The following is a 22,365-nucleotide window of genomic DNA, read 5'->3' as shown; positions in this document are numbered from 1 at the left end:
GTGGACTCGACTCGTGACCTGTTCATCGCCCTCGCCCGCCGCTACGCCTTCGCCGATCTGGGGGCGCTCGCGCCCGACGTGGAGATCGCGGAGGTGTGCGAGTTCGGGCACCGGCTGCTCTCGCTCGACGCCGAGGACTTCGCGGCCGAGGCCCGGGTGGTGCCCGCCGATCTACGGCGCCGCGCCCGGGCCTGCCACATGCCGCAGACCCCGCGCGAGCAGCCGCGTGGCGCGCTGGAGTCGCTCCGTCCCGCGTACGGGCTGCTGCTGGAGGTGATCGCCGCACGGTGGCACCGGCGCGAGCTGAGCCCGATGATCGCCGCGGTGCACATCGCCAGCGAATACCTGCCGCTGCTGGCCTTCGAGCCGCAGCTCGGCCACGCCGGCGACCCCGCCAGGTGGCCGGCGGGGCTGAGCGCGCCCGGGAGCAGGTTCGGCGTGATCGGCGACCGGGAGTGCGACCACACCAAGTCCGAGCAGTCGGCCACGAACCGGACGCTTCGGGTGTCACTGGAGCCGGCCGAGGGCTGGCGGGCGTACTTCGACCGGCAGCACAGCCAGGTCGCGGGCGCAGTGGGCGTGTGCGTGGCCACCTGCCGCAACCCGTGCACGGCCATGGACTGGATCGGTCCCGAGGCGCGGGCCGACCTGCAGGCGCGGGCGCGTACGGCGCTGGCCTTCGCCGAGACCCCGCTCGTACGCCTGCGGCACGCGGCCCCGGTGGGTCACGGCTTCGGGGTGCCGTCGCCGGAGGAGGTGCTCGACGCCTGGGAGCGCAGCCGGGCGGCGCTCGACAAGAACCCGATCGGCACGGCGGCGCTGAAGGACGACGGGTTCCCGCTGCCGGGGCTGCCCGCGCTGTTCTCGGCCGTCGCGGACGCGACCATCGAGCCGGCGACGCTGCTGGCCGGGGTCAGCGCGCACGTCGTGACCCTGCTGGAGCGGACCTAACGGCGGGCCGGGGTGGCCTGCTCGCCGAGCGCGCCGATCCCGTACAGCAGGCCGCCGATCAGGTCCCCCACGCTGAACGCGGTGGCCATCGACATCGCGGTCAGCCGGCACGTGCTGTCGCTCAGCCGCCGCCGGGCGCGCTCGCCGGTCACGATCTCCAGGCCCCGGCCCACAGGGTCCACGAAGATCACCACGGCGTCGTCGGACTCCTCGCCCAGGGCGGCGTGCAGGCGCTCGGCGAAGTGCCGCCGCCCGCCCACCGGCTCCCCGAGGAACAGGCCGAACCGCAGCCCGCTGCGACGCTCGGCGGTGTGCAGCGCCTGCCGGAGGTCGTCGGCCTGCGCGGCGGTCAGTCCTCGCATCGTCACCTCACCATCCCGCGGAGGCGCCGCCGGCCCGCCGGCCGGGCTCCGCCGTCTCGGCCGCCGCCACCCAGTCGTGCTCGGGCACCTCCGCCCAGTGGGCCACCCGGTCGGCCAGCACCAGACCGGACGTGCTCACCCCGCGCTCGCTCCTGAGGGGGCCGCCCAGCCACGTGGGGCCTGACTCGATCCGGCGTTGCGCGCCGCGCCCCGGCACCATGACGATCAGGCTGATCAGCACGAACAGCCCCATGGACACCCCGATGAGAAAGAGCAGAATCTCCGCTGCGCTGTTCACACCAAGACCGTAATCCTCATGAGCGGGTCCGGCCAGACCCGTCCTGCGTGTCTTACCAGACCCGCGGGCGCCGGTCGCCCCAGAAACCGCCCCTGTCCGCCTCGATCTGTGCGGACAGAGAGATCAGCGTGCCCTCGCCGCCGACCCGGCCGGCCAGCATGACGCCGATGGGCAGGCCGTCCTCGCTCCAGTGCAGGGGGAGGTTCACGGCGGGCTGGCCGCTGATGTTGTAGATGGCCGGGAAGGCGGCGAAGTGCTTCATCCGCTCGAACGTCTGCTCGGGGTCGTCGCCGTCCTCGAACCAGCCCACCGGCCTGGGCGGCTGGGTGACGGTCGGGGTGAGCACGGCGTCGTAGGCGTTCGTGAGCTCCAGGGCGCCCCGGGTGGCGAGCTGGAGCCGGGCCTGGGCCTGGAGGAAGTCGGGGGCGGGGGTGGCGAAGCCGCGCTCGCGCAGCCAGCGCGTGAGGGGCCTGAGCAGGTCGTGGTGCTCGTCGGCGACCGGGTGCATGCAGGCGAAGGAGAACCACATGGTGACGAACTCGGGCACGAGCTCCGCGCCGAACGGGCGGGGGATCTCGACGACCTCGTGACCGAGGTCGTCGAGCGTCTTGGCGGCCTCCTCGTACGCGGCCAGCACCTCGGGGTCGAGCTCCGTGCCCGGCACGACCGGAGCGGCGTAACGGGCGATGCGCAGCCTTCCGGGGTCGCGCCCCGCGCAGGCCAGGAACGTCCCGTCGTGCGGCGGCGCCAGGTAGAGGTCGCCCGGCGCGTTGTGGGCCATGACGTCGAGCAGGGCCGCGGCGTCGGCCACCGTCCTGGCGATGGGGCCGTTGGTGGACAGGCCCGCCAGGTCGGGGATGATCGGGGCCCAGCTGATGCGGCCGCGCGTGGGCTTGATGCCGTACAGGCCGCAGACCGAGGCGGGGATGCGGATCGAGCCGGCGCCGTCGCTGCCCTGGGCGGCGGGCGCGAGCCCGGCTGCCACGGCGGCGGCCGCTCCCCCGCTGGAGCCGCCGGCCGACGTCCGCGGGTCCCACGGCGAGCGGGTGGGCGGCGAGACGGAGGTCTCGGTGTAGCAGGGCAGCCCGAACTCGGGTGTGGCGGTCTTGCCGAGCATGACCGTGCCCGCCTCGCGCAGCCGGGTCACGACCGTGTCGTCCACCGGAGCCACGAAGTCCCGGTAGGTGGCCGAGCCGAACATGATCGGCACGTCCTTCACCAGGTTAAGATCTTTCACCGGGATCGGCACTCCGGCGAGGGGACCGTCCGGGAGCTCGCGCTCCAGGCGGCGCGCCTGGTCGAGTGCCTTTTCACCGGTCACGGTCACGTAGGCGCCGACCTGCGGGTCGATGCGTTCGATCCGGTCGAGGTAGTGCCGGGTGAGCTCGACCGGTGAGATCTCCCGGGAGCGGACGGCCTGAGCCTGCTCGAGCGCGGAAAGCTCGTGAAGTTCTCGCACGTTCGGCACCCTAGGCTTCTCTAGAGAAGAACAGTAGACATACCCCGAAAACACGCGTGGAACACGATGAGCTGGGCCATAAAACTATGGACACGGCAACACTAGGAATCGAACAGAACCCCGGGCTACGGTGAATTACGTGGACTCCGACAACCAGCGTGAAGACGGTCACAACGCGTCTCCCATCTGGGTGAGCGAACGGCCAGAAAAGGATGAGACCGCCGCCGCGAAGCCTTCGGCGCCCACCACAACGTACGCGCCCGTCGAGCGCGCGTCCGCGCGCAGCCTGCTCCAGCAGCCACGTTTCCGCCGCCTGCGCAACCGCCTGATCCTGGCGGTCCTCGTCGGTCTGGCGGTGGGCTTCCTGGTGCGCGACTGGCGGGTGGGCGTGTCCGCGGGCGTGATCGCGGCCGTCCTGGAGGCGGTCTACCGTGCGCGCTCCAGCTCGTCCGTGCCCGCGTGGCGGCGGACGTCCGTGGCGGAGCGCCGCACCGAGGCGCAACTGCGCAAACTTGAGCGCAGCGGCTACCGCACCCTGCACGCCAGGGCGATCCCGGGCAGCGAGGCCCAGATCGACCACCTCGTGGTGGGCCCGACCGGCGTGTACGCGGTCGACTCGGAGAAGTGGGACCGGCGCCTGCCCGTACGCGTGCAGATGGGCAAGAAGCTCTTCCACGGCCCCTTCGACATGAAGCCCCGCCTCACCGAGGCCAAGTGGGAGGCGTCGCGGGCCAGCGAGCTGATCAGCGAGTCGTTCGGCCGCGAGATCTCCGTCGTGCCCTCGCTGGCCATCTACGGCCCGCCGGTGCCATGGAAGATCATGACGATTCGCGGCGTGGACGTCTACCAGGGCGACCGCGCCCGCCGGTGGATCACCAAGCGGGAGCGGGCGCTGACCGCCGCCGAGATCGACCGGATCCACGACATCGCCGCCCAGGTGCTGCCCGCCCGCTACGGCGAGGGCTGATCTCCGTCCACTCTGGCCGCCAGTCTCGCGCCGAAGGCGTCGAGGTGGGCGGCCAGTTCCGTGCTCGGGGGGAGCCGGCGCGGCAGCCGCGAGTAGACCGCCGCCCCGAACCCCGCCTGCCGCACGATGTGGTCGATCAGCGCCTCCCGGTCGTGCGGCCACGGGAACGACGGCTGGGCGATCAGCAGGGAGACGCAGCCGTGCACGGCCGACCAGAGGCCGAGCGCCAGCGCCTCGGGATCGCCTTCGAGCACCCGCGTCTCCACACAGGCCGAGACGGCGTTCACCATGTGCCCGAAGGCCTGCGCGGCGGCCGGCGGCACCCCGGGGGCCGCTGAGGGGCGCATCATCAGCACCCGGTACTGCACCGGGTGGTCGAGGGCGAAGCGGGCGTAGGCGCGGGCGCACTTGCCCAGGGCGAGGAACGGGTCGCCGCCGAGGTTGTCGGTGAACAGCCGGCCCAGCTCGTCCCACACCCGCAGGCAGACCGCCTCGACGAGCTCCTCCTTGTCGGCGAAGTGCAGGTAGACCGAGGGGGTGGAGACGCCGGCCCGCAAGGCGACGGCGCGCAGCGTGAGCGCGTCCTCGCTGCCGGACTCGGCCAGCAGGTCCTCGGCCGCGCGCAGGATCTCCTCGCGGAGCAGCGCGCCCTCTCCACGCCTGGCGCGTACGCGTCTGGTGGTCATGGATCTCAGGTTGACGCCGTCAAGTTGACGATGTCAATCTGACCTTCTGCGGAGGGGAGATTTACCGACAATGGGGACTTTTCAGGAAGCGACAGCATTGACAGCGCTTCGCGAGGGCGAGTTCGGCGCCGTGCTGGACGCGCAGTGGAGCGTCGGGACCCGGCTGCACGGCGGCTACCTGCTGGCCGTGCTGGCCCGGGCCGCCTGTGAGAGCCCCGCCGGGGGCGGGCACCCGCACGTGACCGCGGTCAGCGGCTCGTTCATCCAGCCACCCGAGCCGGGCGAGGCCGTCGCGCGGGTCGAGACGCTGCGGGTGGGCCGGAGCGTGGCCCAGGTGAGGGCCGCGCTCGTGCAGGAGGGCCGCACGCGCGTCGAGGCGCACATCACGCTGGGCCTGCTGGACGACTCGGACCCCTGGTGGTCGGGGCACGAGCCGGTACGCCTGCCGCGCGAGCAGGACTGCTTCCTGACCCCCGTCGACCCGCCGGGCGCGGGCATGCACGTGCCCCTGATGGCCGTGGTCGAGGAACGCATCGACCCCGAGCACCTGGCCTTCGCCTTCGGCGCCCCCTCCAGGCGTGGCGTGATCGCGAGCTGGCAGCGGCTGGCCGACGGCTCCGACTGGGACCCGCTGAGCCTGCTGGTGGCGCTCGACCCGGTGCCGCCGGTCTCGTTCGACCTGGGGCTGTCGGGGTGGGTGCCGACGATCCAGCTCTCGGCGTACATCCGCCGGCTGCCCGCCCCCGGGCCGATCCGGGTGCGGCTGTCGGCCACGGACGTCGGCGGCGACCGGATGGACGAGGTGGCCCACGTCTGGGACGACAAGGGCCGTCTGGTGGGCCAGGCGACCCAGCTCGCCGCCGTACGGCTGCCGGCCTAGCGGTAGATCTCCGGGATCGAGTCGCACCACGGGAAGAACTCCGACCGGGTGGCCCGGGTGATGTTGCCGCACGCCCCGACCTGGGTGGGGCGCTCGGCGCCCTTGGCGTGCAGGATCAGCACGGCCTTGTCCAGCGGGTACTGCCGGGGCGAGGCCGCGCCGAAGTCCAGCGCGCCGGTGGCGCCCTCGATGGCGTGGCCGCTCTGGTCGGGGGTGTGCAGGGTGCCGAGCTGGCGCCAGACGGTGTAGGAGTTCACCGGGACGCGGTGGCGCTCCTTCCCGAGCCGCCGGATCGCGGTGATCATCGTCTCCGTGGCGTCGTACGACAGGGCGGCGTGCCCGTCCAGCGTCCGGCCGGGCCCCGGCTCCTCGCACTCGAAGGGGAAGGTGGCGAACAGGTCGGTGTAGAAGTCGTGCCGCTGCGGCTCGCCGCACCTGTTGGGGGCCGCGGCGAACGACTCGTAGTAGTAGCCGATGCCGGTGACGGCCGACCGGACGCGTACGTCGGCGACGTACCTGGTGACGTCGTCGCCCCCGAGGATGGTCGGCGGCGAGCCCGCGCACTTGTCGGCCACCCCCTTCACGAACTCCGCGAAGTCGGGGATGCCGCGCCCGGCGAAGTACACCAGCCCGTCGAACCCGCAGGCCGACACGCCCGCGTCCCTCGGCTCGCCCGCGTAGGCGTCCTCGCTCCTGTCCGCCGCGCCCGGCTTGGCCGACCCGACCGGCGTGAAGCGGTGGCCCTCGGCCGCGAACCCGCGCTCCTTCAGCCGGGCCAGGACCCGGGTCCTGAGGTTGGCGGCGTAGTAGTCGGTCTCGTCGTGCGAGTAGTAGACGCGGGCCCGCCGCTTGATCTCGCCCTCGCGGACCAGCGAGTCGGCGAAGGCCGCGGCCATCCACGCCTGCCGGGAGTTCTGCGGCGCCACCTGGAAGTAGAACGGCGAGTCGCTGACCAGCCGGTCGGCCGACAGCGTGGAGGCCACCATCGGTAACCCGGCCTTGCCCAGCTCCTGGATGGCCGCGACGGTCTCCTGGCGGCTCTGGTCCAGGCCCACCACGCCCACGATGGGCGCCTCGTCGTCGCGGTAGCGCAGCAGCAGCCGCGCGATGCGCGAGCCGTGCTGCATCCGGCCGCCGGCGTTGGCCAGCAGGATGCGTACGAGCGGCTCGCTGGGGCCCGCCGCGCCGTTCTGCCGCTTCTGGGCGATCGCGACGCCCGCCAGGCCCTCGCGGGCGGCCGCCAGCGTGTCACGGTCGGAGGAGGTCAGCGCGGCCAGGTAGACGATCGTCACGTACGGCCGGTCGCCGCCCTCGTGCAGGCGGGCGGCCCGCTCGTTCTCCTGCCGCAGGACGGCCTGCACCCGCTCCATCTCGGCGTTGCCCGGCGCGAACAGGTAGTCGGGTTCGGCCACGCCGACGCACTCGGTGCCGGCCAGCTGCCTGCCGCTCTCCGCCCAGGGCGTCCACAGGCCGGTGGCGCAGGCGTTGCGGTGCCAGGCGGCGGTCTGGCCCGCGTACGCGCCCACAGCGCCCGCCAGGGCCATCCAGAACAGCGCGATCGCGGTCCACGACGACCACCAGGGTGCCACGCGGGCCGGCGGCACCCAGGTGGGGTCCGCGACGTCGTACCGGGCGAGGTCGGCCGGCAGCGCCGGCGCGCAGATGTCCAGCGGGGTCCGCAGCACCTGCCGCCAGGCCGCGGGGCCGTCGGCGGTGACCAGCTCCCTGCGCCAGCGGACGAGCATCCACAGCGGCTCCTCGTCGTCCTCCAGCAGGACCGTGTCGGGCGTGTACGAGACCACCACGACCGGGTCGAACCTGTCGACGTCCGCCCGCCGCTCCTCGATCAGCTCCACCAGGGCGCCGCCGTGCTCGTTGAGCAGCAGGAGCGGGTAGAACACGTGACCGGCGCCCCGGACGTGCAGGGGCGAGCGCTCGTACTGCCTGGCGAGATCGTCCATGAACGCCCTCAGCAGCAGCCGGGAGACGCGGTCCTCGTCGGCCGGGTCCAGGTCCGCGAGCAGGGCCGGCACGCCCGGCGCCGAACGGTCGTCCCGCGACAGCGCCCGTCGCAGCCAGCGGAAGCGCCCGCCCAGCCCCGGGACCCGCCCGCCGAGCCGCAGGTCGTGCAGGAACCCCGGTAACAGCCGCAGCAGCAGGTTGACCGGGAAAGGGACGTGCTCCGCGCCCGTGCCCGCCGTGTCCACCCCCCAGCCCCAGGTGCGGTCCGCCTCGCGCAGGACGCGGCGGGCGTGCTCCTCCCGGCCGTGCGTCTCCTCGAGCTGCTCGACGAGCAGCGCGACCAGCCGGTATCGCGGGAAGCGCAACCGGTTGCTGCGCAGCGCGGACACGATCCGGGAGAGCATCTTCGGCACCGGCTCGCCCGGCTGGATGTCCGGATTGGCGCGCGGGATCCCCGGCGAGATGACGTGGGTGGCGGATCCGTCCTTCCCCGGCTCCCGCGCCGTCTTCTGCCCCGTCTTCTGCGCCGTCTTCCGGGGCGCCAGCACCGCCGGCCAGTCGCCCGCCTCGCTGAGCTGGACGAGCGGGATCCCCCTCCGGCCGGTGTGCTGGCCGTCGTCCGTCCCCCTGCGCCAGGAGGCCAGCAGGGGCCGTCTGGCGACGTGTGGCGAGTCCTGGACTCCCTCACCCCTGGCCGGTCTGCGGCACAGGCGGTCTATCGTGTGAATGAAGTTGCCGACCCGGGCGGAGTCGTCCAGCATGGCTGCCCCGTGGCTCATCTGATCTCTCTAACACGAGTTCGAGCGCCGTCGGCTTCGATTCCGGCACGATCCGGTAACCAAGCGTCCGATCTGTGGACAGGCGTCTCAGTCACCGGGCGGTGGCCGTAACATGTGAAGACTCGCTAGCGATGGGAGATGCCCAATGCCCGCCCTCAGGTCACGTACAGTCACCCACGGCAGGAATATGGCCGGTGCCCGGGCCCTGCTCCGGGCGACCGGCGTAGCCGGGAGCGATTTCGGCAAGCCCATCATCGCGGTGGCCAACAGCTTCACCCAGTTCGTGCCGGGCCACGTGCACCTGCAGGACGTCGGCAAGGTGGTGTCCGACGCGATCCGGGAGGCGGGGGCCATCCCCCGCGAGTTCAACACGATCGCGGTCGACGACGGCATCGCGATGGGCCATGGCGGGATGCTCTACTCCCTGCCGTCGCGCGAGCTGATCGCCGACGCCGTCGAGTACATGGTGGAGGCCCACTGCGCCGACGCGATGATCTGCGTGTCCAACTGTGACAAGATCACGCCGGGCATGCTGCTCGCCGCGTTCCGGCTGAACATCCCGACGGTCTTCGTCTCCGGCGGCCCCATGGAGGCCGGCAAGACGCCGGGCAAGAAGCTCGACCTGATCGACCCGATGATCGCCTCCGCCGACGACTCCGTCTCCGACGCCGAGCTGCTGGAGATGGAGGAGAGCGCCTGCCCGACCTGCGGCTCCTGCTCGGGCATGTTCACCGCCAACTCGATGAACTGCCTGGCCGAGGCCATCGGCCTGGCGCTGCCCGGCAACGGCACGATCCTGGCCACGCACCGGTCCCGCAAGCAGCTGTTCGAGGACGCCGGCCGCCAGCTCGTGGAGATCACCCGCCGCTACTACGAGGACGGCGACGAGTCGGTGCTGCCGCGCTCGATCGCCACCCGCGAGGCGTTCGAGAACGCGATGACGCTCGACGTGGCGATGGGCGGCTCCACCAACACGATCCTGCACATCCTGGCCGCTGCCCGCGAGGCGAAGGTGGACTTCGGGCTCAAGGAGATCAACGAGATCTCGCTGCGGGTGCCGTGCCTGTGCAAGGTCGCCCCGGCCACGAACAAATACCACGTCGAGGACGTCCACCGCGCCGGTGGCATCCCCGCCATCCTGGGCGAGCTCGACCGGGCCGGGCTGCTCCACCGCGACCTGCCCACCGTCAACGGCGGCACGCTGGGCGACCTGCTGGCCGGCTGGGACGTGCGCTCGCCGTCGGTGAAGCCCGAGGCCGTGGAGCTGTGGCACGCGGCGCCCGGCAACGTGCGCACGGTCAAGCCCTACTCCCAGGACAACCGCTGGGACACCCTCGACGTCGACCGCGAGGCGGGCTGCATCCGCGACCTGGAGCACGCCTACACCGTGGACGGCGGCCTGGCCGTCCTCTACGGCAACATCTCGCGCGACGGCGCCGTGGTGAAGACCGCCGGGGTGGACGAGTCGATCTGGACGTTCAGCGGGCCCGCGGTGGTGTTCGAGTCGCAGGAGCAGGCGGTCGAGGGCATCCTCGGCGGCAAGGTCAAGGCCGGCGACGTGGTCGTCATCCGCTACGAGGGCCCCAAGGGCGGGCCCGGCATGCAGGAGATGCTCTACCCGACGTCCTTCCTGAAGGGCAAGGGCCTGGGCAAGGTCTGCGCGCTCATCACCGACGGGCGCTTCTCCGGCGGCACGTCCGGGCTGTCGATCGGGCACGCCTCGCCGGAGGCGGCCGAGGGCGGCGCGATCGCGCTGGTCGAGGACGGCGACATCATCGACATCGACATCCCCAACCGGGCGATGGAGCTGCGGGTGCCCGAGGCCGAGCTGGCCGCGCGGCGCGAGCGGCTGCTGGCCGAGCTGGGCGGATACCGGCCGCGTGACCGCAACCGGCCGGTGAGCGTGGCGCTGCAGGCGTACGCGGCGATGACGACGTCCGCCTCGACGGGCGCCTCGCGCGACCTGTCGCAGCTCTCGCGATAACCCTGATGCCTGTGCGGCGGAAGCCATATCCGCCGCACAGGTTTTCGAAAAATGTCGGTGGTCATCCCTATTCTTGGGGTATGACGACAGTCGTGAAGCACGATACTCGCCCGCTGACGACCGCCGAGATCGCCGCACTCGCCCTCTCCCTCGCTCACCTCGGAGCGGGCCCCCAGGCCGTCACCGCAAGGCGCGGCCTGCAGCACGCATTCGAGCACCTGGAGCTCGACGACGACGTCATCGCCACCACGCTCGCGACCCTCACCGAGCCGCTGCCCACCGACGTGGCCTCCCGGGCCAGGCTCATGGCCGACGCCATCACCAGCCGTCTCAACATCCGCCTGCACTACCGCGACGCCTCCGGCACGATCACCGCGCGCGACGTCGAGCCGGTGACGTGCCTGGTGCACCGCGAATACTGGTATCTGGTCGGCGTGTGCAGAATGCGCCGGGCGATCAGGGCGTTCCGGTTCGACCGGATCATCGCGGTCGAGCCCACGCTCACGCCGTCCCGGCCGCACCTGGCCGACCGGTTCCTGCCGTTCCAGCGCCGCAAGCGGCGCGCCATCACGGCCGCGTGAAACTGACCGTCCGTTGACCTGACGGGCCCCGGCCTTTGGGGTGGCGGCTGGCAGGCTCCCGCACATGCGCGTACGGGAGTCCTCGCTCTTCGCCGCCCTGCTGGTCGCCCTGCTGGTCGTGGGCCCCGGCTGTACGGCGCCGCCGGACGCGGTGCCCCTTCCGACTCCCGTGTCGCTGACGCCGGAGACCGCCGACGGAGGCGAGCTGCCCCCGGCCGAACGACGGGCGCTCGACCGGGCACTGGCACGCTACCTGCGCGACCGTCCCGGGCGGGCCGCCCTGGCCGTCTACGACCGCACGACCGGGGCCAGGTACGCCTTCCGCGAGCGCACGCCGTTCCTGCTGGCCAGCGTGGCCAAGGTGGACATCCTGCTGGCGTTCCTGCTCGGCAAGCGGGGTGAGCGGCTCAGCGGCTACGAGCGCGCGCTGGCCTCACGGATGATCCGCTACAGCGACAACGACTGCGCGCACGAGCTCTACCTGACGATCGGCGGCCGGGCCGGGCTGGACCGGGCGCTGCACCGGCTGGACGTGCGGCACACGCGGCCCGGCTCGGGCCTGTACTGGGGATGGACCCGCAGCAGGCCGTCCGACCAGGTCAAGGTGCTGGAGCGGCTCACCGACCCCGGAGGGCCGCTGCCGGCCCGCAGCCGGCGCTACGCCCTCGACCTCATGTCGTCGGTGGAGCCGTCACAGGCGTGGGGGGTCAGCGCGGCCGCCTCGCAGGAGGGTGCGGTGGCGCTCAAGAACGGCTGGCTGCCCACCGAGGTCCACGACGGGCTGTGGACGGTCAACAGCGTGGGCCGGCTCCGCGTACGTGGGCACGACCTGCTGATGGCCGTGCTGTCGGAGCGCAGCCCGGACATGGAGAGCGGCGTCGACACCGTCGAGCGGCTGGCCCGGCTGACGGTGCGCGCGCTGACCCGGCCGGCGACGCCGCCGGCCCCCTGGGCCACCGCCGATGTCTAGGACGAGCAGCACCCGCCGCCGCAGCAGCCGCCGCCGCTCGCCTTGGGGGCGGCCGCGCTGCCCGTCATGGAGACCGTGGACAGCAGCTTGACCGTGTCGTCGTGGCCGTCGGGGCAGGTCGCCGGGGCGTCGGAGGCCGACATGGGGCGGGAGACCTCGAACGTGGAGCCGCAGGCGCGGCAGCGGAAGTCGTAACGCGGCATGGGCCAAGGGTAACCGCAGCGGAGCGCGGAAGTCCCTACGGGGCGTAGGTGACGTGGGCGAAGTCGGACACGGGCTCGTAGCCGATCGCCTGGTAGATGGCGTTGCTGGTCGGGTTGCCCAGGTCGGTGAAGAGCACCACCTCCGTGCACCGCTCCGCCAGGCCGGTCCGGCTGGCGAAGGCCGTGACGGCGGCGCCGTAGCCGCGACGCCGGCACGAGGGCGGCGTGTACACCGGGCCGATGCGGCAGACCCCGCCCGCCGCGGGCGAGAGGGCGGCGAGCGACACCGGCGCCCCGCCCTCCTCCCACACGAACAGCTCGCGGCCGGCCAGCCGCTGCGCGACCCGCTCGGCCACGTCGTCGGCCTCCCCCATGCCGACCTCGTCACCGAACGCGTGGTACCAGCTCACCAGCAGCGGGAAGTCACCGGGAACGGCGAGCCTGCCCAGGCCCGGGACGTCGGGGACGGTGAGCGTGCCGAGGCGGTAGAGCCGCTCCGACACCACCCGCGCGGGCGCGCCCAGCAGCCGCGTGGCCTCGGCCGTCACCTCGACCGGCCCCACGAACATGGACAGCTCGCCCTTCAGCGCCTCCACCAGCGGCGCGACCGCCTCGACGGGAACGGCGAAGAGCCCGGCGGGATGGGGCGGCGTATGGAACACCGCCCCGCGAACGTCGCCATCCACCGTCCACCAGCCGAAGAGGGGGCTCTTCACGGGCATGCCCGCCCGCAGGTTGGCCAGGATCGTCAGCGGAACGGTGTTGCGCACCGGGTCGCCGAGCAGGAACGGCTCGGCGACCGCGGCGTACTCCTCGACATCTGAGGTGAGGGTCCACATGCCTGCACATGGTGTCAGGCAGCGGCCCCCTGCTCAATGCGCTTTTCTCAGGCCGCGGCCTCGAGGTAGGGCGCCCATTGCGGGTCACCGACGAGCGAGGCGCCGATGAGCCGCCAGTGGGCGCCCCGTGGCACCGCAGGGCTGACGCGAAGCGTCCACCCCAGCTCCTCCAGGTATTTGTCGGCCTTGCGGTGGTTGCAGGTGGTGCACGAGGCGACGCAGTTTTCCCAGGTGTGCGTGCCGCCCCTGGACCGGGGGATGACGTGGTCGATGGTCTCGGCCTTCTGCCCGCAGTAGGCGCAACGGTAGTCGTCGCGCCGCATGAGGGCCGCCCTGGTCAGCGGGATGCGGGACCGGTAGGGGATACGGACATATCTGCGAAGCCTGATCACCGAGGGGACGTCGAGCGTGCGGCTCGCGGAGCGCAGCACGGCGCCCCTTCCGTCGCGGTGCACGACGTCGGCCTTCTCCCGCAGCACGAGCACGATGGCGCGGTGCAGCGAGAGGGTGGTCAGTGGCTCGTAGGTTGCGTTGAGCAGCAGGACTTGGCGCATCATCGGGCCTCTCCCTGCTGCGCGGGTATCAAAGGGGACATGCCGCGGCATGTCCCAGCTGTCGGCCCCTCCTGGGGCACTAGTGCTTCCGTCACGTGGACCTCCGCCGGACGGCCCAGCGGATGGTCACCACGGCACCGTCCTGTCACCAAGTTTGGCGTTTGCACCGTGGTCCCCGCCACCCCAAAAACCTCCTGCCGGAATGACCAGAGGGACGCACGGTACATTTTATGCCCGCTCTACCAGCGCTTTACGCATGCCCGTTGGCAGTAGGGTTCCTGCATGACAGGAGAGCCGTACCCGACCGCACGCCGCGAAGACATCGTCGACATCCTGCACGAAACGCCCGTGCCCGACCCCTACAGGTGGCTCGAGGACCCGGACAGCCCCGAGACCAAGGGATGGCTGCTCGCACAGGCGGAGTTGTTCGGCAGCGAGCGCGGGCCGCAGCGGTTCAAGAGCCGCATCGCGGAGCTGCTCAGGTCCGGGTCCGTGGGTGCCCCGGCCTGGCGCGGTGAGCGCTACTTCTTCTCGCGTCGCACTCCCGACCAGGAGCACGCCGTCTACTACGTGGTCGAGCCCGACGGCACCGAGCGGGCCCTCATCGACCCGATGGCGATCGACCCGTCCGGCCTGACCACGCTCGACACGGTGCAGCCGGACAAGGAGGGACGCCTGCTGGCGTACCAGATCTCGGTGGGCGGCGACGAGGAGTCGGTCCTCTACGTCATCGACGTCGCCACGGGCGCGCGGGTCGAGGGGCCGATCGACCGGTGCCGCTACTCCCCGATCGCGTGGCTCCCGGGCGGGGAGGCGTTCTACTACGTACGCCGACTGCCGAGCACCGAGGTGCCGGAGAACGAGACCCAGTTCCACCGCCGCGTCTACCTGCACCGCGTCGGCACCTCCACCGAGGACGACGTGATGATCTTCGGCGAGGGCCTGAAGATGACCAACTACTACGGCGTCTCGGTCTCACGCGACGGCCACTGGCTGCAGGTGTCCGCCAACGAGGGCACCGCCCCGCGCAACGACCTCTGGGTGGCCGACCTGACCACGTCCCCGGCCGAGCGTCCCGAGCTGCGGGTCGTGCAGGAGGGCGTGGACGCGCAGTCGGGGCTGGTGTTCGGCCGCGACGGCCGGCTCTACGTGCACACCGACCGCGACGCGCCCCGTGCCCGGGTGTGCGTCACCGACCCGGCCGACCCGTCGTTCGAGACCTGGCGCGACCTGATCCCCGAGGACCCGGAGGCGGTGCTGTCCGACTTCGCCATCCTCGACGACCTGGAGCGCCCGGTCATGCTGGTGGGCTGGACGCGCCACGCGATCAGCGAGATCACCATTCACGACCTGGAGACCGGCGAGCGGCTCGGCGAGGTGCCCACCCCGGGGCTCGGCACGATCGGCGGCATCGCGGAGCGCCCCGAGGGCGGTCACGAGGCGTGGTTCGGCTACACCGACAACACCACGCCGCCCACCATCCAGCGCTACGACGCCAGGACCGGCGAGACCACGCTCTGGGCGGCCTCCCCCGGCGCGGTCGAGGTGCCCGAAGTGCGCACCGAGCAGGTGGTCTACCGCTCCAAGGACGGCACGGACGTCCGCATGCTGATCATCTCCCCGGTCGGCGAGGCGCAGGGCCCGCGGCCCACGATCCTGTACGGCTACGGCGGCTTCGGCCTGTCCATGACCCCCGGCTACTCGGCGTCCATCCTGACCTGGGTGGAGGCGGGCGGCGTCTACGCCATCGCCAACCTGCGCGGCGGCGGCGAGGAGGGCGAGGACTGGCACCGCGCGGGGATGCTGGCCAACAAGCAGAACGTGTTCGACGACTTCCACGCGGCGGCCGAGCACCTGATCGCCACCGGCGTGACCACGCCCGCCCAGCTCGGCATCTCCGGCGGCTCCAACGGCGGCCTGCTGGTGGGCGCCGCGCTGACGCAGCGCCCCGAGCTGTACGCCGCCGTGGTCTGCTCCGCGCCGCTGCTCGACATGATCAGGTACGAGAAGTTCGGCCTCGGCGCCACCTGGAACGTCGAATACGGCTCGGCCGACGACCCCGAGCAGTTCGGCTGGCTGCTGGGCTACTCGCCCTACCACCACGTCCAGGAGTCGGTGCCGTACCCGGCGACGCTCTTCACCGTCTTCCAGTCCGACACGCGCGTGCACCCGCTGCACGCGTGGAAGATGTGCGCGGCGCTGCAGCACGCCTCCACCGGCGAGCGGCCGGTGCTGCTGCGCAACGAGGCCGAGGTCGGGCACGGCGCGCGCTCGGTCAGCCGGTCGGTGGACCTGTCGGCCGACATGCTGACGTTCCTCGCGCGGCACACCGGCCTATAGTCTCGACGGCATGAGCACGCTGGGGCTGGCCATGGTCGAGGCCACCCCCAGCGCTGCGCTGCGGCCCTACGTGACCAGGCTGTGCGCCTACCGCGAGCGCTACTCCGCGCCGGTGACCCGGTCGGAGGCGGCGATGCCGGGAGCCGTGCTCATCCTCGCCTTCGGCACGCCGATGGAGGCGGGCGGGCGGCGGATGACCGCGTTCGGCGGGGGGCTCGGCGACCGCTTCACCGTCACCCGCACGGCCGGGCCGACGGAGGGCGTTGAGGTCTTCCTGACGCCGTTCGGGGCCAGGCGGCTCTACGGGATGCCGATGCGGCACCTGACAAACCAGGTGCTGCCGGTCGGAGATCTCCTCGGGCCGTGGTCGGAGCTGATCGTGGAGCGGCTGGCCGCGACCCCGTCGTGGCGGGACCGGCTGGCGCTGGCCGACCGGCTGCTGTGCGAGCGCATCGCGGCGGGGCCGCCGCTGGGGCCCGAGCTGCCGTGGGCCTGGGCCCGGCTGCTGGAGTCGGGCGGCAGGCTCGGCGTGTCGTCGCTGGCCGAGTCGCTGGGCTGGAGCCATCGCCATCTCGTCGCCCGCTTCCAGGACCAGATCGGGCTGCCGCCGAAGACGGCGGCCCGGGTCATCCGGTTCGGGCGCGCCCTGCGCCTGCTGCGATCGGGGACGGCCCTGGCCGAGGTGGCGGCCGAATGCGGCTTCTACGACCAGGCCCACATGAACCGTGAGTTCCGGGCGCTGGGCGACACCACGCCAGGTCAGATTTGTCCAAGACCCGGCGTCACCGGCGCGGCATCGTGGGCCTCATGACACGAACCGTGTACGCACTCGCCCGATACCAGGACTGCCAGGCCGCGGTCGACTTCCTGACCAGCGCGTTCGGGTTCCGGGTGCACGAAACGTCCAAGAACGACGAGGGCGTGGTCAACCACGCCGAGCTGGCCGTCGGCGACGACCTCATCATGATCGGCCAGGGAAGGCCCGGTGGGCCGGGCATCTACGTCGCGGTCGAGGACGTCGACGCCCACCATGCCCACGCCAGGGCGGCGGGGGCGTCGATCACCATGGAGCTGGTGGACCAGCCGTACGGATCCCGCGAGTACGGCTGCACGGACCCGGAGGGCAATCCTTGGTATTTCGGGACTTATCGGCCATGAGCTCATCGGCGGGCGGGTACCCGTACGTGGGGTCCGCCTCGCCGGCCGGCGCCGGAGGGCCGCCCGGGCAGGTGATCCGGTCGGCGGAGGAGCTGGCCGGATGGCTGGCGGGACGGCCGCCGGAGGAGCCGGCGGAGCCGTTCACGTTCGTGGTGGACCTGGACGGGACGCTGCGGCTGGCGGCGCGCCGGAGCGAGCACGTGGCGTGCGCCGGCGGCCGGCCGGTGCTGAGCGCCGGCGAGATCGCCTTCGAGCGGTCCGCCGACGGGGGCTGGGCGGTGGAGGCCGTCAGCAACCAGTCGACCGGCTACTGCCCCGACGTCACGTCCTGGGCGGCGGTGGAGGCGGCCCTGGAGCGGATCGGGGTGGGACATCCCGGCGGGTTCACGCACGAGGTGGTGTTCCGGCGGTGTCCCGGGTGCCGGGAGATCAACCTGGTGAAGGAGGAGGACTTCGTGTGCGCCTTCTGCGGGGGCGAGCTGCCGGCCGCCTGGAACGTCGCCTGACGCGGAGCTGCCCGCGGCCCGCCGGGGACAGCTAGCGCGGGAAGATGATCGTCTTGTGACCGTCGAGCAGCACCCGCTGCTCGGCATGCCACTTGACCGCCCTGGCCAGCGCCACGCACTCCACGTCGCGCCCCATCGCCACGAGGTCCGCCGGGGAGTGGCTGTGGTTGACCCGGGCCACCTCCTGCTCGATGATCGGCCCCTCGTCCAGGTCGGCGGTGACGTAGTGGGCCGTCGCGCCGATGAGCTTGACGCCGCGGTTGTGGGCCTGGTGGTAGGGCTTGGCGCCCTTGAACGACGGCAGGAACGAGTGGTGGATGTTGATGGCCCGGCCCGCCAGCTTCTCGCAGAGATCCTCCGAGAGCACCTGCATGTAACGGGCCAGCACCACCAGGTCCACCTGGTAGTGCTCCACCAGCGCCAGCACCTCGGCCTCCTGCTTCGCCTTGGTCTCCGGCGTGACCGGCAGGTGGTGGTAGTCGATCCCGTTCGACTGGGTGAGCGGCCGCAGGTCGGGGTGGTTGGAGACGACCGCGACGATCTCGATGTCCAGCGCCTTGGAGCGTACGCGGTAGAGCAGGTCGTTCAGGCAGTGGTCGAACTTGCTCACCATGATCAGCACTCGCGGCTTCCTGGCCACGTCGCTCAGCTTGAACTCCATGCCGAAGTCGGGCGCGAGCGCGGCGAAGGCGGCGTTGAGCTCGTCCTCGCCCAGCGGCCCCGAGAACTGCACGCGCATGAAGAAGCGCTGCTCCACCCTGTCGCCGAACTGCTGGCTCTCGATGATGTTGCACCCGTGCCCGGCGAGCAGGCCGGAGACGGCGGCCACCACACCGGGCCGGTCGGGACAGGACAGCGTCAGGATGTATTCGGCGGGGCTGGTCATGCCTTCACTCTCGCGGACGTGGGCTGCGTGGCGCCGGATGGCTGATCTGGGCAGAGTACCGGTCTGCGGCCATGGTCGAGGGTACCCGCCGCGACGGGTCTTCCACTGCCGCACCCGGGATCGTGTCCATCATTCAACCGATCTTGGGTAGTAATCCGGCATTGCGCGTGAAACGGATGGGTGTCGGGGGGGTGGCGGCACGGGGTGACGGCCGTCTCTTGTAGGTGAGTCCAGCAGGTCCAGCCACAGCCGGGCGGGGCGGGAGGGAGCGCGTGTCCTTGGACGCCGTCGTACTGATCGTGCTCGCCTGCCTGTTCGCCGTGGTGTCCGGGGTCAACGACGGGGGCGCCCTCCTCGCGACCGGGCTCAAGCTGCCCACCATCCGCCCGGCGATCGGGATCGTCACGCTCGTCGTGCTGGTGGCGGCCGTACCGCTGGTCACGCATCAGGTGGCGTTGACGTTCGTGACCCGGCTGGCGTCGTTCGACGAGCCGGGCGGCCAGATCGCGATGACGATCGCGGTCGTCGCGTCGCTCGCCGTGGTGGCGGTGCTCAGCGCGAAGGGCCGCCCGACCAGCCTCACCCTGGCCATCGTGGGCGGCCTCACCGGTGCGGGGCTGGGCTGGGGACTGGCGGTCTCGCCGGGGTCGGTGGCGCTGGTGCTGGCGTTCGGGCTGGCGGCGCCGTTCGCCGGGGGGCTGGCGGCGTGGGTGCTCATCCGGGTGCTGGCGGCCACGACCACCTCCCGGGCGTTGCGGCGCTGGCACTGGGCGGGGTTCCTGCTCCAGACCCTCGCGTACGCGGCCAACGACGCGCAGAAGATGCTGGCGGTGTTCATGATCGCGGTCGGCTTCTCCGGGGCGCCCGTGGCGTACACGGTGCTGGTGGCCGTGCTGTTCGGGGTGGGCACCCTGTACGGGCTGCCCAAGGCGGGCCGTACGCTGAGCCGCGAGATCATCGTTTCCCGGCCCGCGCACGGGGTCACGGCGGAGCTGGCCGCGGGAACGGCCGTGATGGCGTGCGCGGTGGCGGGCATGCCGGTGAGCATGACCCAGGCCATCGCCGGCGGGCTCATCGGGGCCGGGGTGGCGCAGGGGGGCGGGCGGGTTCGCTGGTACGCCGCCGGCAAGATCGTCGCGGCCTGGTTGCTGACGCTTCCCGTGAGCGGGCTGCTGGGGTGGGGGCTCGCGCTGCTGGTGAAGGGGTTCGCGAGCGTGAGGGTGTCATGAAAGGGGTGGTCGGGTCGTGAAGCGGCTGCGGCGAATCCGGGATCTCATGACCGGTCGTATGGACAGCGCGCTCTCGGAGGCCCTGCTCGGGCAGCTGGAGGCCACCAAGGAAGGCGCGTGGCTGGCCATGGCCATGATCGGCGGCGAGGTCGGCAGGACGGGGGCGCACGAGCAGATGCGCTCGATCGAGCACCTCGGGGACGAGGAACGCGCCCGCCTCATCGACGAGCTCAAGACGGCCCTGGTCACGCCCATCGACCGGGAGGACCTCTTCCGGCTCTCCAGGTCGATCGACGACGTCCTGGACTCCCTGCGGGACTTCGTCCGCGAGTCCCACCTCTACCGGGTGCCCGACCAGATCCGCTTCACCCCGCTGCTCGACCAGGTCATCGTCGGCATCGACGCCCTGGAGAGCGCCGTCCGCAACCTCGCCTCCAGCTCTTCCGTGGTGTCCCAGGACGCCCTTGAGGCGAAGAAGGCGGGCGGGGCCATCCGGCGGATGTACCAGTACGAGATCTCGCGGATCTTCTCCGGTGAGCTCACGGCGGAGGCGATGAAGGAGCGGGAGCTGGTGCGGCGCCTCGAGATCGTCGGCGTGGCCATCGGCGAGGCGGCTGACGCCATCGCCGACGGCGCGATGAAGCGATGAAGCAGCGATGAGGCCGTCAAGCCGTGGAAACGGTCCAGCGGTCCAGCGGTCCAGCGGTCGCGCCAGAACGCGGCGCAGCCGCCGCACCGTGAGACGGCCGCACCCCGAGACCGCCACGCCGTGAGACCGCCGCACCGCGAGGCCGTCACGCCGTGAAGTCGTCATGCCGTGAGACGGTGGGGCCGTGGGGCCCTTTGGTCAGTGGGTGGTGGGGAAGGCGTTGATGCCGGTGAGGTCGGCCGACAGGGCCCAGAGGCGGGCGGCCTGGTGTGGGTCGATCGCGTGGGCGCGGACGCCGCCGAGCGAGTCGGGGTCGGTGGAGAGCTCGGCGATGTCGCAGTCGTCGCAGTAGACCCCGCCCATCCCGTCCAACTGCGGTGACGTGGCCGCCCACACCATGGTGGCCGCCCCCTGCTCGGGCGTCTTGAAGCTCGTCTCCAGGGGGTTGCCCTCCTCGTCGATCCAGCCGGCCGCGACCATCTCCTCCTTGGGGAGGTGGCGCTGCAGCGGCGTGAGGATGCCACCGGGGTGCAGGGAGAACGCGCGCACTCCCAGGTCGCGGGCCAGGGCGTCGAGGTGTACGGCGAACAGCACGTTCGCGGTCTTCGACTGCCCGTAGGCGAGCCACTTGTCGTAGCCGCGCTCGAACTGCACGTCGTCCCAGCGGATGCCGGAGCGGCGGTGCGCGCCGGACGAGACGGCCACCACCCGGCCCTGGCCCCGCGCGATGGCCGGCCAGAGGAGGTTGACCAGCGCGTAGTGCCCGAGGTGGTTGGTGGCGAACTGCGCCTCCCAGCCGGGCCCCACCCGCGTCTCCGGGCAGGCCATGATGCCCGCGCTGTTGATGACGATCTCGGCGCTGCGTCCGGTGGCGAGGAAGCGGTCGGCGAACCCGCGTACGCTGTCGAGGTCACCGAGGTCGAGCTCGTCCACCTCGACCCCGTCGATGCCCCGCACCGCCGCACCGGCGGTCTCGACGCGGCGGGCGGGGACCACGACGTGGGCCCCGGCACGGGTGAGCGCACGCGTCGCCTCCAGGCCGATGCCCGAGTAGCCGCCGGTGACGATCGCCAGCTTCCCGGACAGATCGATCCCGTGAAGCACGTCGTCCGCGGTGCTCCGGGCGCCGAAGCCCGATCCGATCTTGTGTTGTGGCGTGGTCATGACTCCACGTTACGAATTAGAGCGCGCTCCAGGTCAAGCGCCCCCTGGGCCGGGCCGCAGGCCGACGGCCGGAGCGAGGTCGGTGAGCTGGGCGACGGCGTCGGCGAGGTCGGGGGCATCCGGGGAGAGGGGCTGGATGACGACGTGGTCAGCCCCGGCGTCGAGGTGGTCGCGGACGCGCTGGGCGACGGTGTCGACGCTGCCCCAGGCCACGATGGCGTCCGTCAGCCGGTCGCTGCCGCCGTCGGCGAAGTCGTCGTCGGTGAAGCCGAGCGTGCGCAGGTTGTTGAGGTAGTTGGGCAAGGTCAGGTAGACGGACATGTGGGTGCGGGCGATCGCGCGGGCGCGGGCCGGGTCGGACTCCAGCACGACCGCCTGCTCCGGGATGAGGAGCCGGTCGCGGCCGAGGATCTCGCGGGCCTGGGCGGTGTGCTCCGGCGGCACGAAGTAGCTGTGGGCGCCGTCGGCCTTGTCTCGCGACAGCTCCAGCATCTTGGGCCGCAGCGCGGCCAGGAGCCGGGGGCAGTCGGCCTTGGGGAGGATCTGCTCGGCCTGGTCCATGGCGTCGAGGTAGGTGCGCATGGCGGTCAGCGGCTTGGCGTAGTCGTGGCCCCGGGTGTTGACCAGGGGGCTGTGGCTGACGCCGATGCCCAGCAGGAAGCGCCCCGGGAAGGCGTCGGCCAGCGTGACCCCGGCACCCGCCATGGCCATGGCGTCCCTGGCCCACAGGCTGGCGATGCCGGTGCCGAAGACGACGCGCTCGGTGGCCGCCAGCAGGACGGCGGCGCTCGCGAACGGCTCCTTGCTCGCCCAGCCCTCGTTGACCCAGATGGAGCCGTAGCCCAGCGCCTCGATCCGGGCCGCCGCCCGCCGCCCCTCCTCGGCGGGAGCCTGTCCGATCATGGGATGCCACACTCCGACGCGCCCGAGGTCCACGGCCGCTCCCTCCGAGTAGAAT

Annotated in this window: 23 protein-coding genes; 12 read left to right on the top strand and 11 right to left on the bottom strand. The window is 72.0% G+C overall.

From position 1 onward, the window contains the following. Positions 1 to 951 carry a hypothetical protein gene (locus ACBJ59_RS44775; protein WP_364127325.1) on the top strand — a complete coding sequence of 317 codons (951 nt, stop codon included), beginning with the start codon at positions 1 to 3 and terminating at the stop codon, positions 949 to 951. On the opposite strand, the gene ACBJ59_RS44770 is transcribed toward ACBJ59_RS44775, so the two are convergent. The 3 genes from ACBJ59_RS44770 to ACBJ59_RS44760 are packed head-to-tail and all read right to left on the bottom strand — an operon-like array spanning position 948 to position 3,070. After that, positions 948 to 1,313, bottom strand: coding sequence for a DUF5130 family protein (locus ACBJ59_RS44770; RefSeq protein WP_375116180.1), 366 nt, complete (start codon positions 1,311 to 1,313; stop codon positions 948 to 950). The two genes, ACBJ59_RS44775 and ACBJ59_RS44770, sit on opposite strands and share 4 nt — an antisense overlap. Before the next feature lie 7 nt (positions 1,314 to 1,320). After that, entirely contained in the window at positions 1,321 to 1,611 is a 291-nt protein-coding gene (locus tag ACBJ59_RS44765; RefSeq protein ID WP_364127321.1) for a hypothetical protein, read from the bottom strand. 52 nt (positions 1,612 to 1,663) lie between these two features. Beyond that, positions 1,664 to 3,070 carry an amidase gene (locus tag ACBJ59_RS44760; protein ID WP_375116179.1) on the bottom strand — a complete coding sequence of 469 codons (1,407 nt, stop codon included), beginning with the start codon at positions 3,068 to 3,070 and terminating at the stop codon, positions 1,664 to 1,666. Between the two features lie 139 nt (positions 3,071 to 3,209). On the opposite strand from ACBJ59_RS44760, the gene ACBJ59_RS44755 reads away from it, so the two are divergent. Further along, entirely contained in the window at positions 3,210 to 4,037 is an 828-nt protein-coding gene (locus ACBJ59_RS44755; RefSeq protein WP_375116178.1) for a nuclease-related domain-containing protein, read from the top strand. Here ACBJ59_RS44755 and ACBJ59_RS44750 read toward each other — a convergent pair. Next, positions 4,022 to 4,723 (bottom strand): TetR/AcrR family transcriptional regulator, encoded by a 702-nt coding sequence (locus ACBJ59_RS44750; protein ID WP_375116177.1) that lies wholly within the window; start codon positions 4,721 to 4,723, stop codon positions 4,022 to 4,024. The genes ACBJ59_RS44755 and ACBJ59_RS44750 overlap by 16 nt on opposite strands. 97 nt (positions 4,724 to 4,820) lie before the next feature. Between ACBJ59_RS44750 and ACBJ59_RS44745 the strand changes: the two genes are divergently transcribed. Then, positions 4,821 to 5,603, top strand: a complete 783-nt coding sequence (locus ACBJ59_RS44745; protein ID WP_375116176.1) for a thioesterase family protein — start codon at positions 4,821 to 4,823, stop codon at positions 5,601 to 5,603. Here the strand turns inward: ACBJ59_RS44745 and ACBJ59_RS44740 are convergent. Further along, positions 5,600 to 8,344, bottom strand: a complete 2,745-nt coding sequence (locus ACBJ59_RS44740) for a hypothetical protein (protein ID WP_375116175.1) — start codon at positions 8,342 to 8,344, stop codon at positions 5,600 to 5,602. The genes ACBJ59_RS44745 and ACBJ59_RS44740 overlap by 4 nt on opposite strands. A gap of 145 nt (positions 8,345 to 8,489) precedes the next feature. Between ACBJ59_RS44740 and ilvD the strand changes: the two genes are divergently transcribed. The 3 genes from ilvD (at position 8,490) to ACBJ59_RS44725 (ending at position 11,879) form a co-directional block, all read left to right on the top strand. Next, positions 8,490 to 10,328 (top strand): dihydroxy-acid dehydratase, encoded by a 1,839-nt coding sequence (ilvD, locus tag ACBJ59_RS44735; RefSeq protein ID WP_375116174.1) that lies wholly within the window; start codon positions 8,490 to 8,492, stop codon positions 10,326 to 10,328. A gap of 80 nt (positions 10,329 to 10,408) precedes the next feature. Further along, the gene (locus ACBJ59_RS44730; protein ID WP_364127305.1) at positions 10,409 to 10,909 is read left to right on the top strand and encodes a WYL domain-containing protein; all 501 of its coding nucleotides are present in this window, start codon (positions 10,409 to 10,411) and stop codon (positions 10,907 to 10,909) included. A gap of 64 nt (positions 10,910 to 10,973) precedes the next feature. Next, positions 10,974 to 11,879, top strand: coding sequence for a serine hydrolase (locus ACBJ59_RS44725; protein WP_375116173.1), 906 nt, complete (start codon positions 10,974 to 10,976; stop codon positions 11,877 to 11,879). Here the strand turns inward: ACBJ59_RS44725 and ACBJ59_RS44720 are convergent. From ACBJ59_RS44720 to ACBJ59_RS44710, 3 genes are read right to left on the bottom strand one after another with little or no spacing between them, the layout of a single operon-like run. Beyond that, the gene (locus tag ACBJ59_RS44720) at positions 11,876 to 12,082 is read right to left on the bottom strand and encodes a zinc ribbon domain-containing protein (RefSeq protein ID WP_375116172.1); all 207 of its coding nucleotides are present in this window, start codon (positions 12,080 to 12,082) and stop codon (positions 11,876 to 11,878) included. The genes ACBJ59_RS44725 and ACBJ59_RS44720 overlap by 4 nt on opposite strands. 35 nt (positions 12,083 to 12,117) lie before the next feature. Next, positions 12,118 to 12,921 (bottom strand): GNAT family N-acetyltransferase, encoded by an 804-nt coding sequence (locus ACBJ59_RS44715; RefSeq protein ID WP_375116171.1) that lies wholly within the window; start codon positions 12,919 to 12,921, stop codon positions 12,118 to 12,120. A 47-nt stretch (positions 12,922 to 12,968) separates the two neighbouring features. Next, positions 12,969 to 13,475, bottom strand: a complete 507-nt coding sequence (locus ACBJ59_RS44710) for an HNH endonuclease (protein WP_364127394.1) — start codon at positions 13,473 to 13,475, stop codon at positions 12,969 to 12,971. 282 nt (positions 13,476 to 13,757) lie between these two features. Between ACBJ59_RS44710 and ACBJ59_RS44705 the strand changes: the two genes are divergently transcribed. The 4 genes from ACBJ59_RS44705 to ACBJ59_RS44690 are packed head-to-tail and all read left to right on the top strand — an operon-like array spanning position 13,758 to position 17,479. After that, entirely contained in the window at positions 13,758 to 15,815 is a 2,058-nt protein-coding gene (locus tag ACBJ59_RS44705; protein WP_375116170.1) for a prolyl oligopeptidase family protein, read from the top strand. Between the two features lie 10 nt (positions 15,816 to 15,825). Further along, positions 15,826 to 16,626 (top strand): helix-turn-helix domain-containing protein, encoded by an 801-nt coding sequence (locus ACBJ59_RS44700; RefSeq protein ID WP_375116169.1) that lies wholly within the window; start codon positions 15,826 to 15,828, stop codon positions 16,624 to 16,626. After that, on the top strand, positions 16,623 to 16,973 hold the full coding sequence (locus tag ACBJ59_RS44695) for a VOC family protein (protein WP_375116168.1): 351 nt from the start codon (positions 16,623 to 16,625) through the stop codon (positions 16,971 to 16,973). The genes ACBJ59_RS44700 and ACBJ59_RS44695 overlap by 4 nt, the downstream gene beginning before the upstream one ends. Further along, a complete protein-coding gene (locus tag ACBJ59_RS44690; RefSeq protein ID WP_375116167.1) occupies positions 16,970 to 17,479 on the top strand; it encodes a hypothetical protein in 510 nt (169 codons plus the stop codon). The genes ACBJ59_RS44695 and ACBJ59_RS44690 overlap by 4 nt, the downstream gene beginning before the upstream one ends. Positions 17,480 to 17,510: 31 nt before the next feature. Here the strand turns inward: ACBJ59_RS44690 and purU are convergent, their stop codons facing one another. Beyond that, positions 17,511 to 18,365 carry a formyltetrahydrofolate deformylase gene (purU, locus tag ACBJ59_RS44685; RefSeq protein ID WP_375116166.1) on the bottom strand — a complete coding sequence of 285 codons (855 nt, stop codon included), beginning with the start codon at positions 18,363 to 18,365 and terminating at the stop codon, positions 17,511 to 17,513. 272 nt (positions 18,366 to 18,637) lie between these two features. On the opposite strand from purU, the gene ACBJ59_RS44680 reads away from it, so the two are divergent. After that, positions 18,638 to 19,594 carry an anion permease gene (locus ACBJ59_RS44680; RefSeq protein ID WP_375116165.1) on the top strand — a complete coding sequence of 319 codons (957 nt, stop codon included), beginning with the start codon at positions 18,638 to 18,640 and terminating at the stop codon, positions 19,592 to 19,594. 46 nt (positions 19,595 to 19,640) lie between these two features. Beyond that, positions 19,641 to 20,243, top strand: coding sequence for a DUF47 family protein (locus ACBJ59_RS44675; protein WP_364127280.1), 603 nt, complete (start codon positions 19,641 to 19,643; stop codon positions 20,241 to 20,243). Between the two features lie 198 nt (positions 20,244 to 20,441). Here the strand turns inward: ACBJ59_RS44675 and ACBJ59_RS44670 are convergent, their stop codons facing one another. Then, positions 20,442 to 21,407 carry an SDR family NAD(P)-dependent oxidoreductase gene (locus tag ACBJ59_RS44670; RefSeq protein ID WP_375116164.1) on the bottom strand — a complete coding sequence of 322 codons (966 nt, stop codon included), beginning with the start codon at positions 21,405 to 21,407 and terminating at the stop codon, positions 20,442 to 20,444. A gap of 33 nt (positions 21,408 to 21,440) precedes the next feature. Next, positions 21,441 to 22,343 (bottom strand): LLM class F420-dependent oxidoreductase, encoded by a 903-nt coding sequence (locus tag ACBJ59_RS44665; RefSeq protein WP_375116163.1) that lies wholly within the window; start codon positions 22,341 to 22,343, stop codon positions 21,441 to 21,443. Positions 22,344 to 22,365 lie beyond the last annotated feature (22 nt).

The sequence above is a fragment of the Nonomuraea sp. MTCD27 genome, assembly GCF_041950495.1.
Lineage (GTDB): Bacteria > Actinomycetota > Actinomycetes > Streptosporangiales > Streptosporangiaceae > Nonomuraea.
Note: the sequence above shows the minus strand (reverse complement) of the source record. Positions and strands in the feature narration are given on the sequence as shown.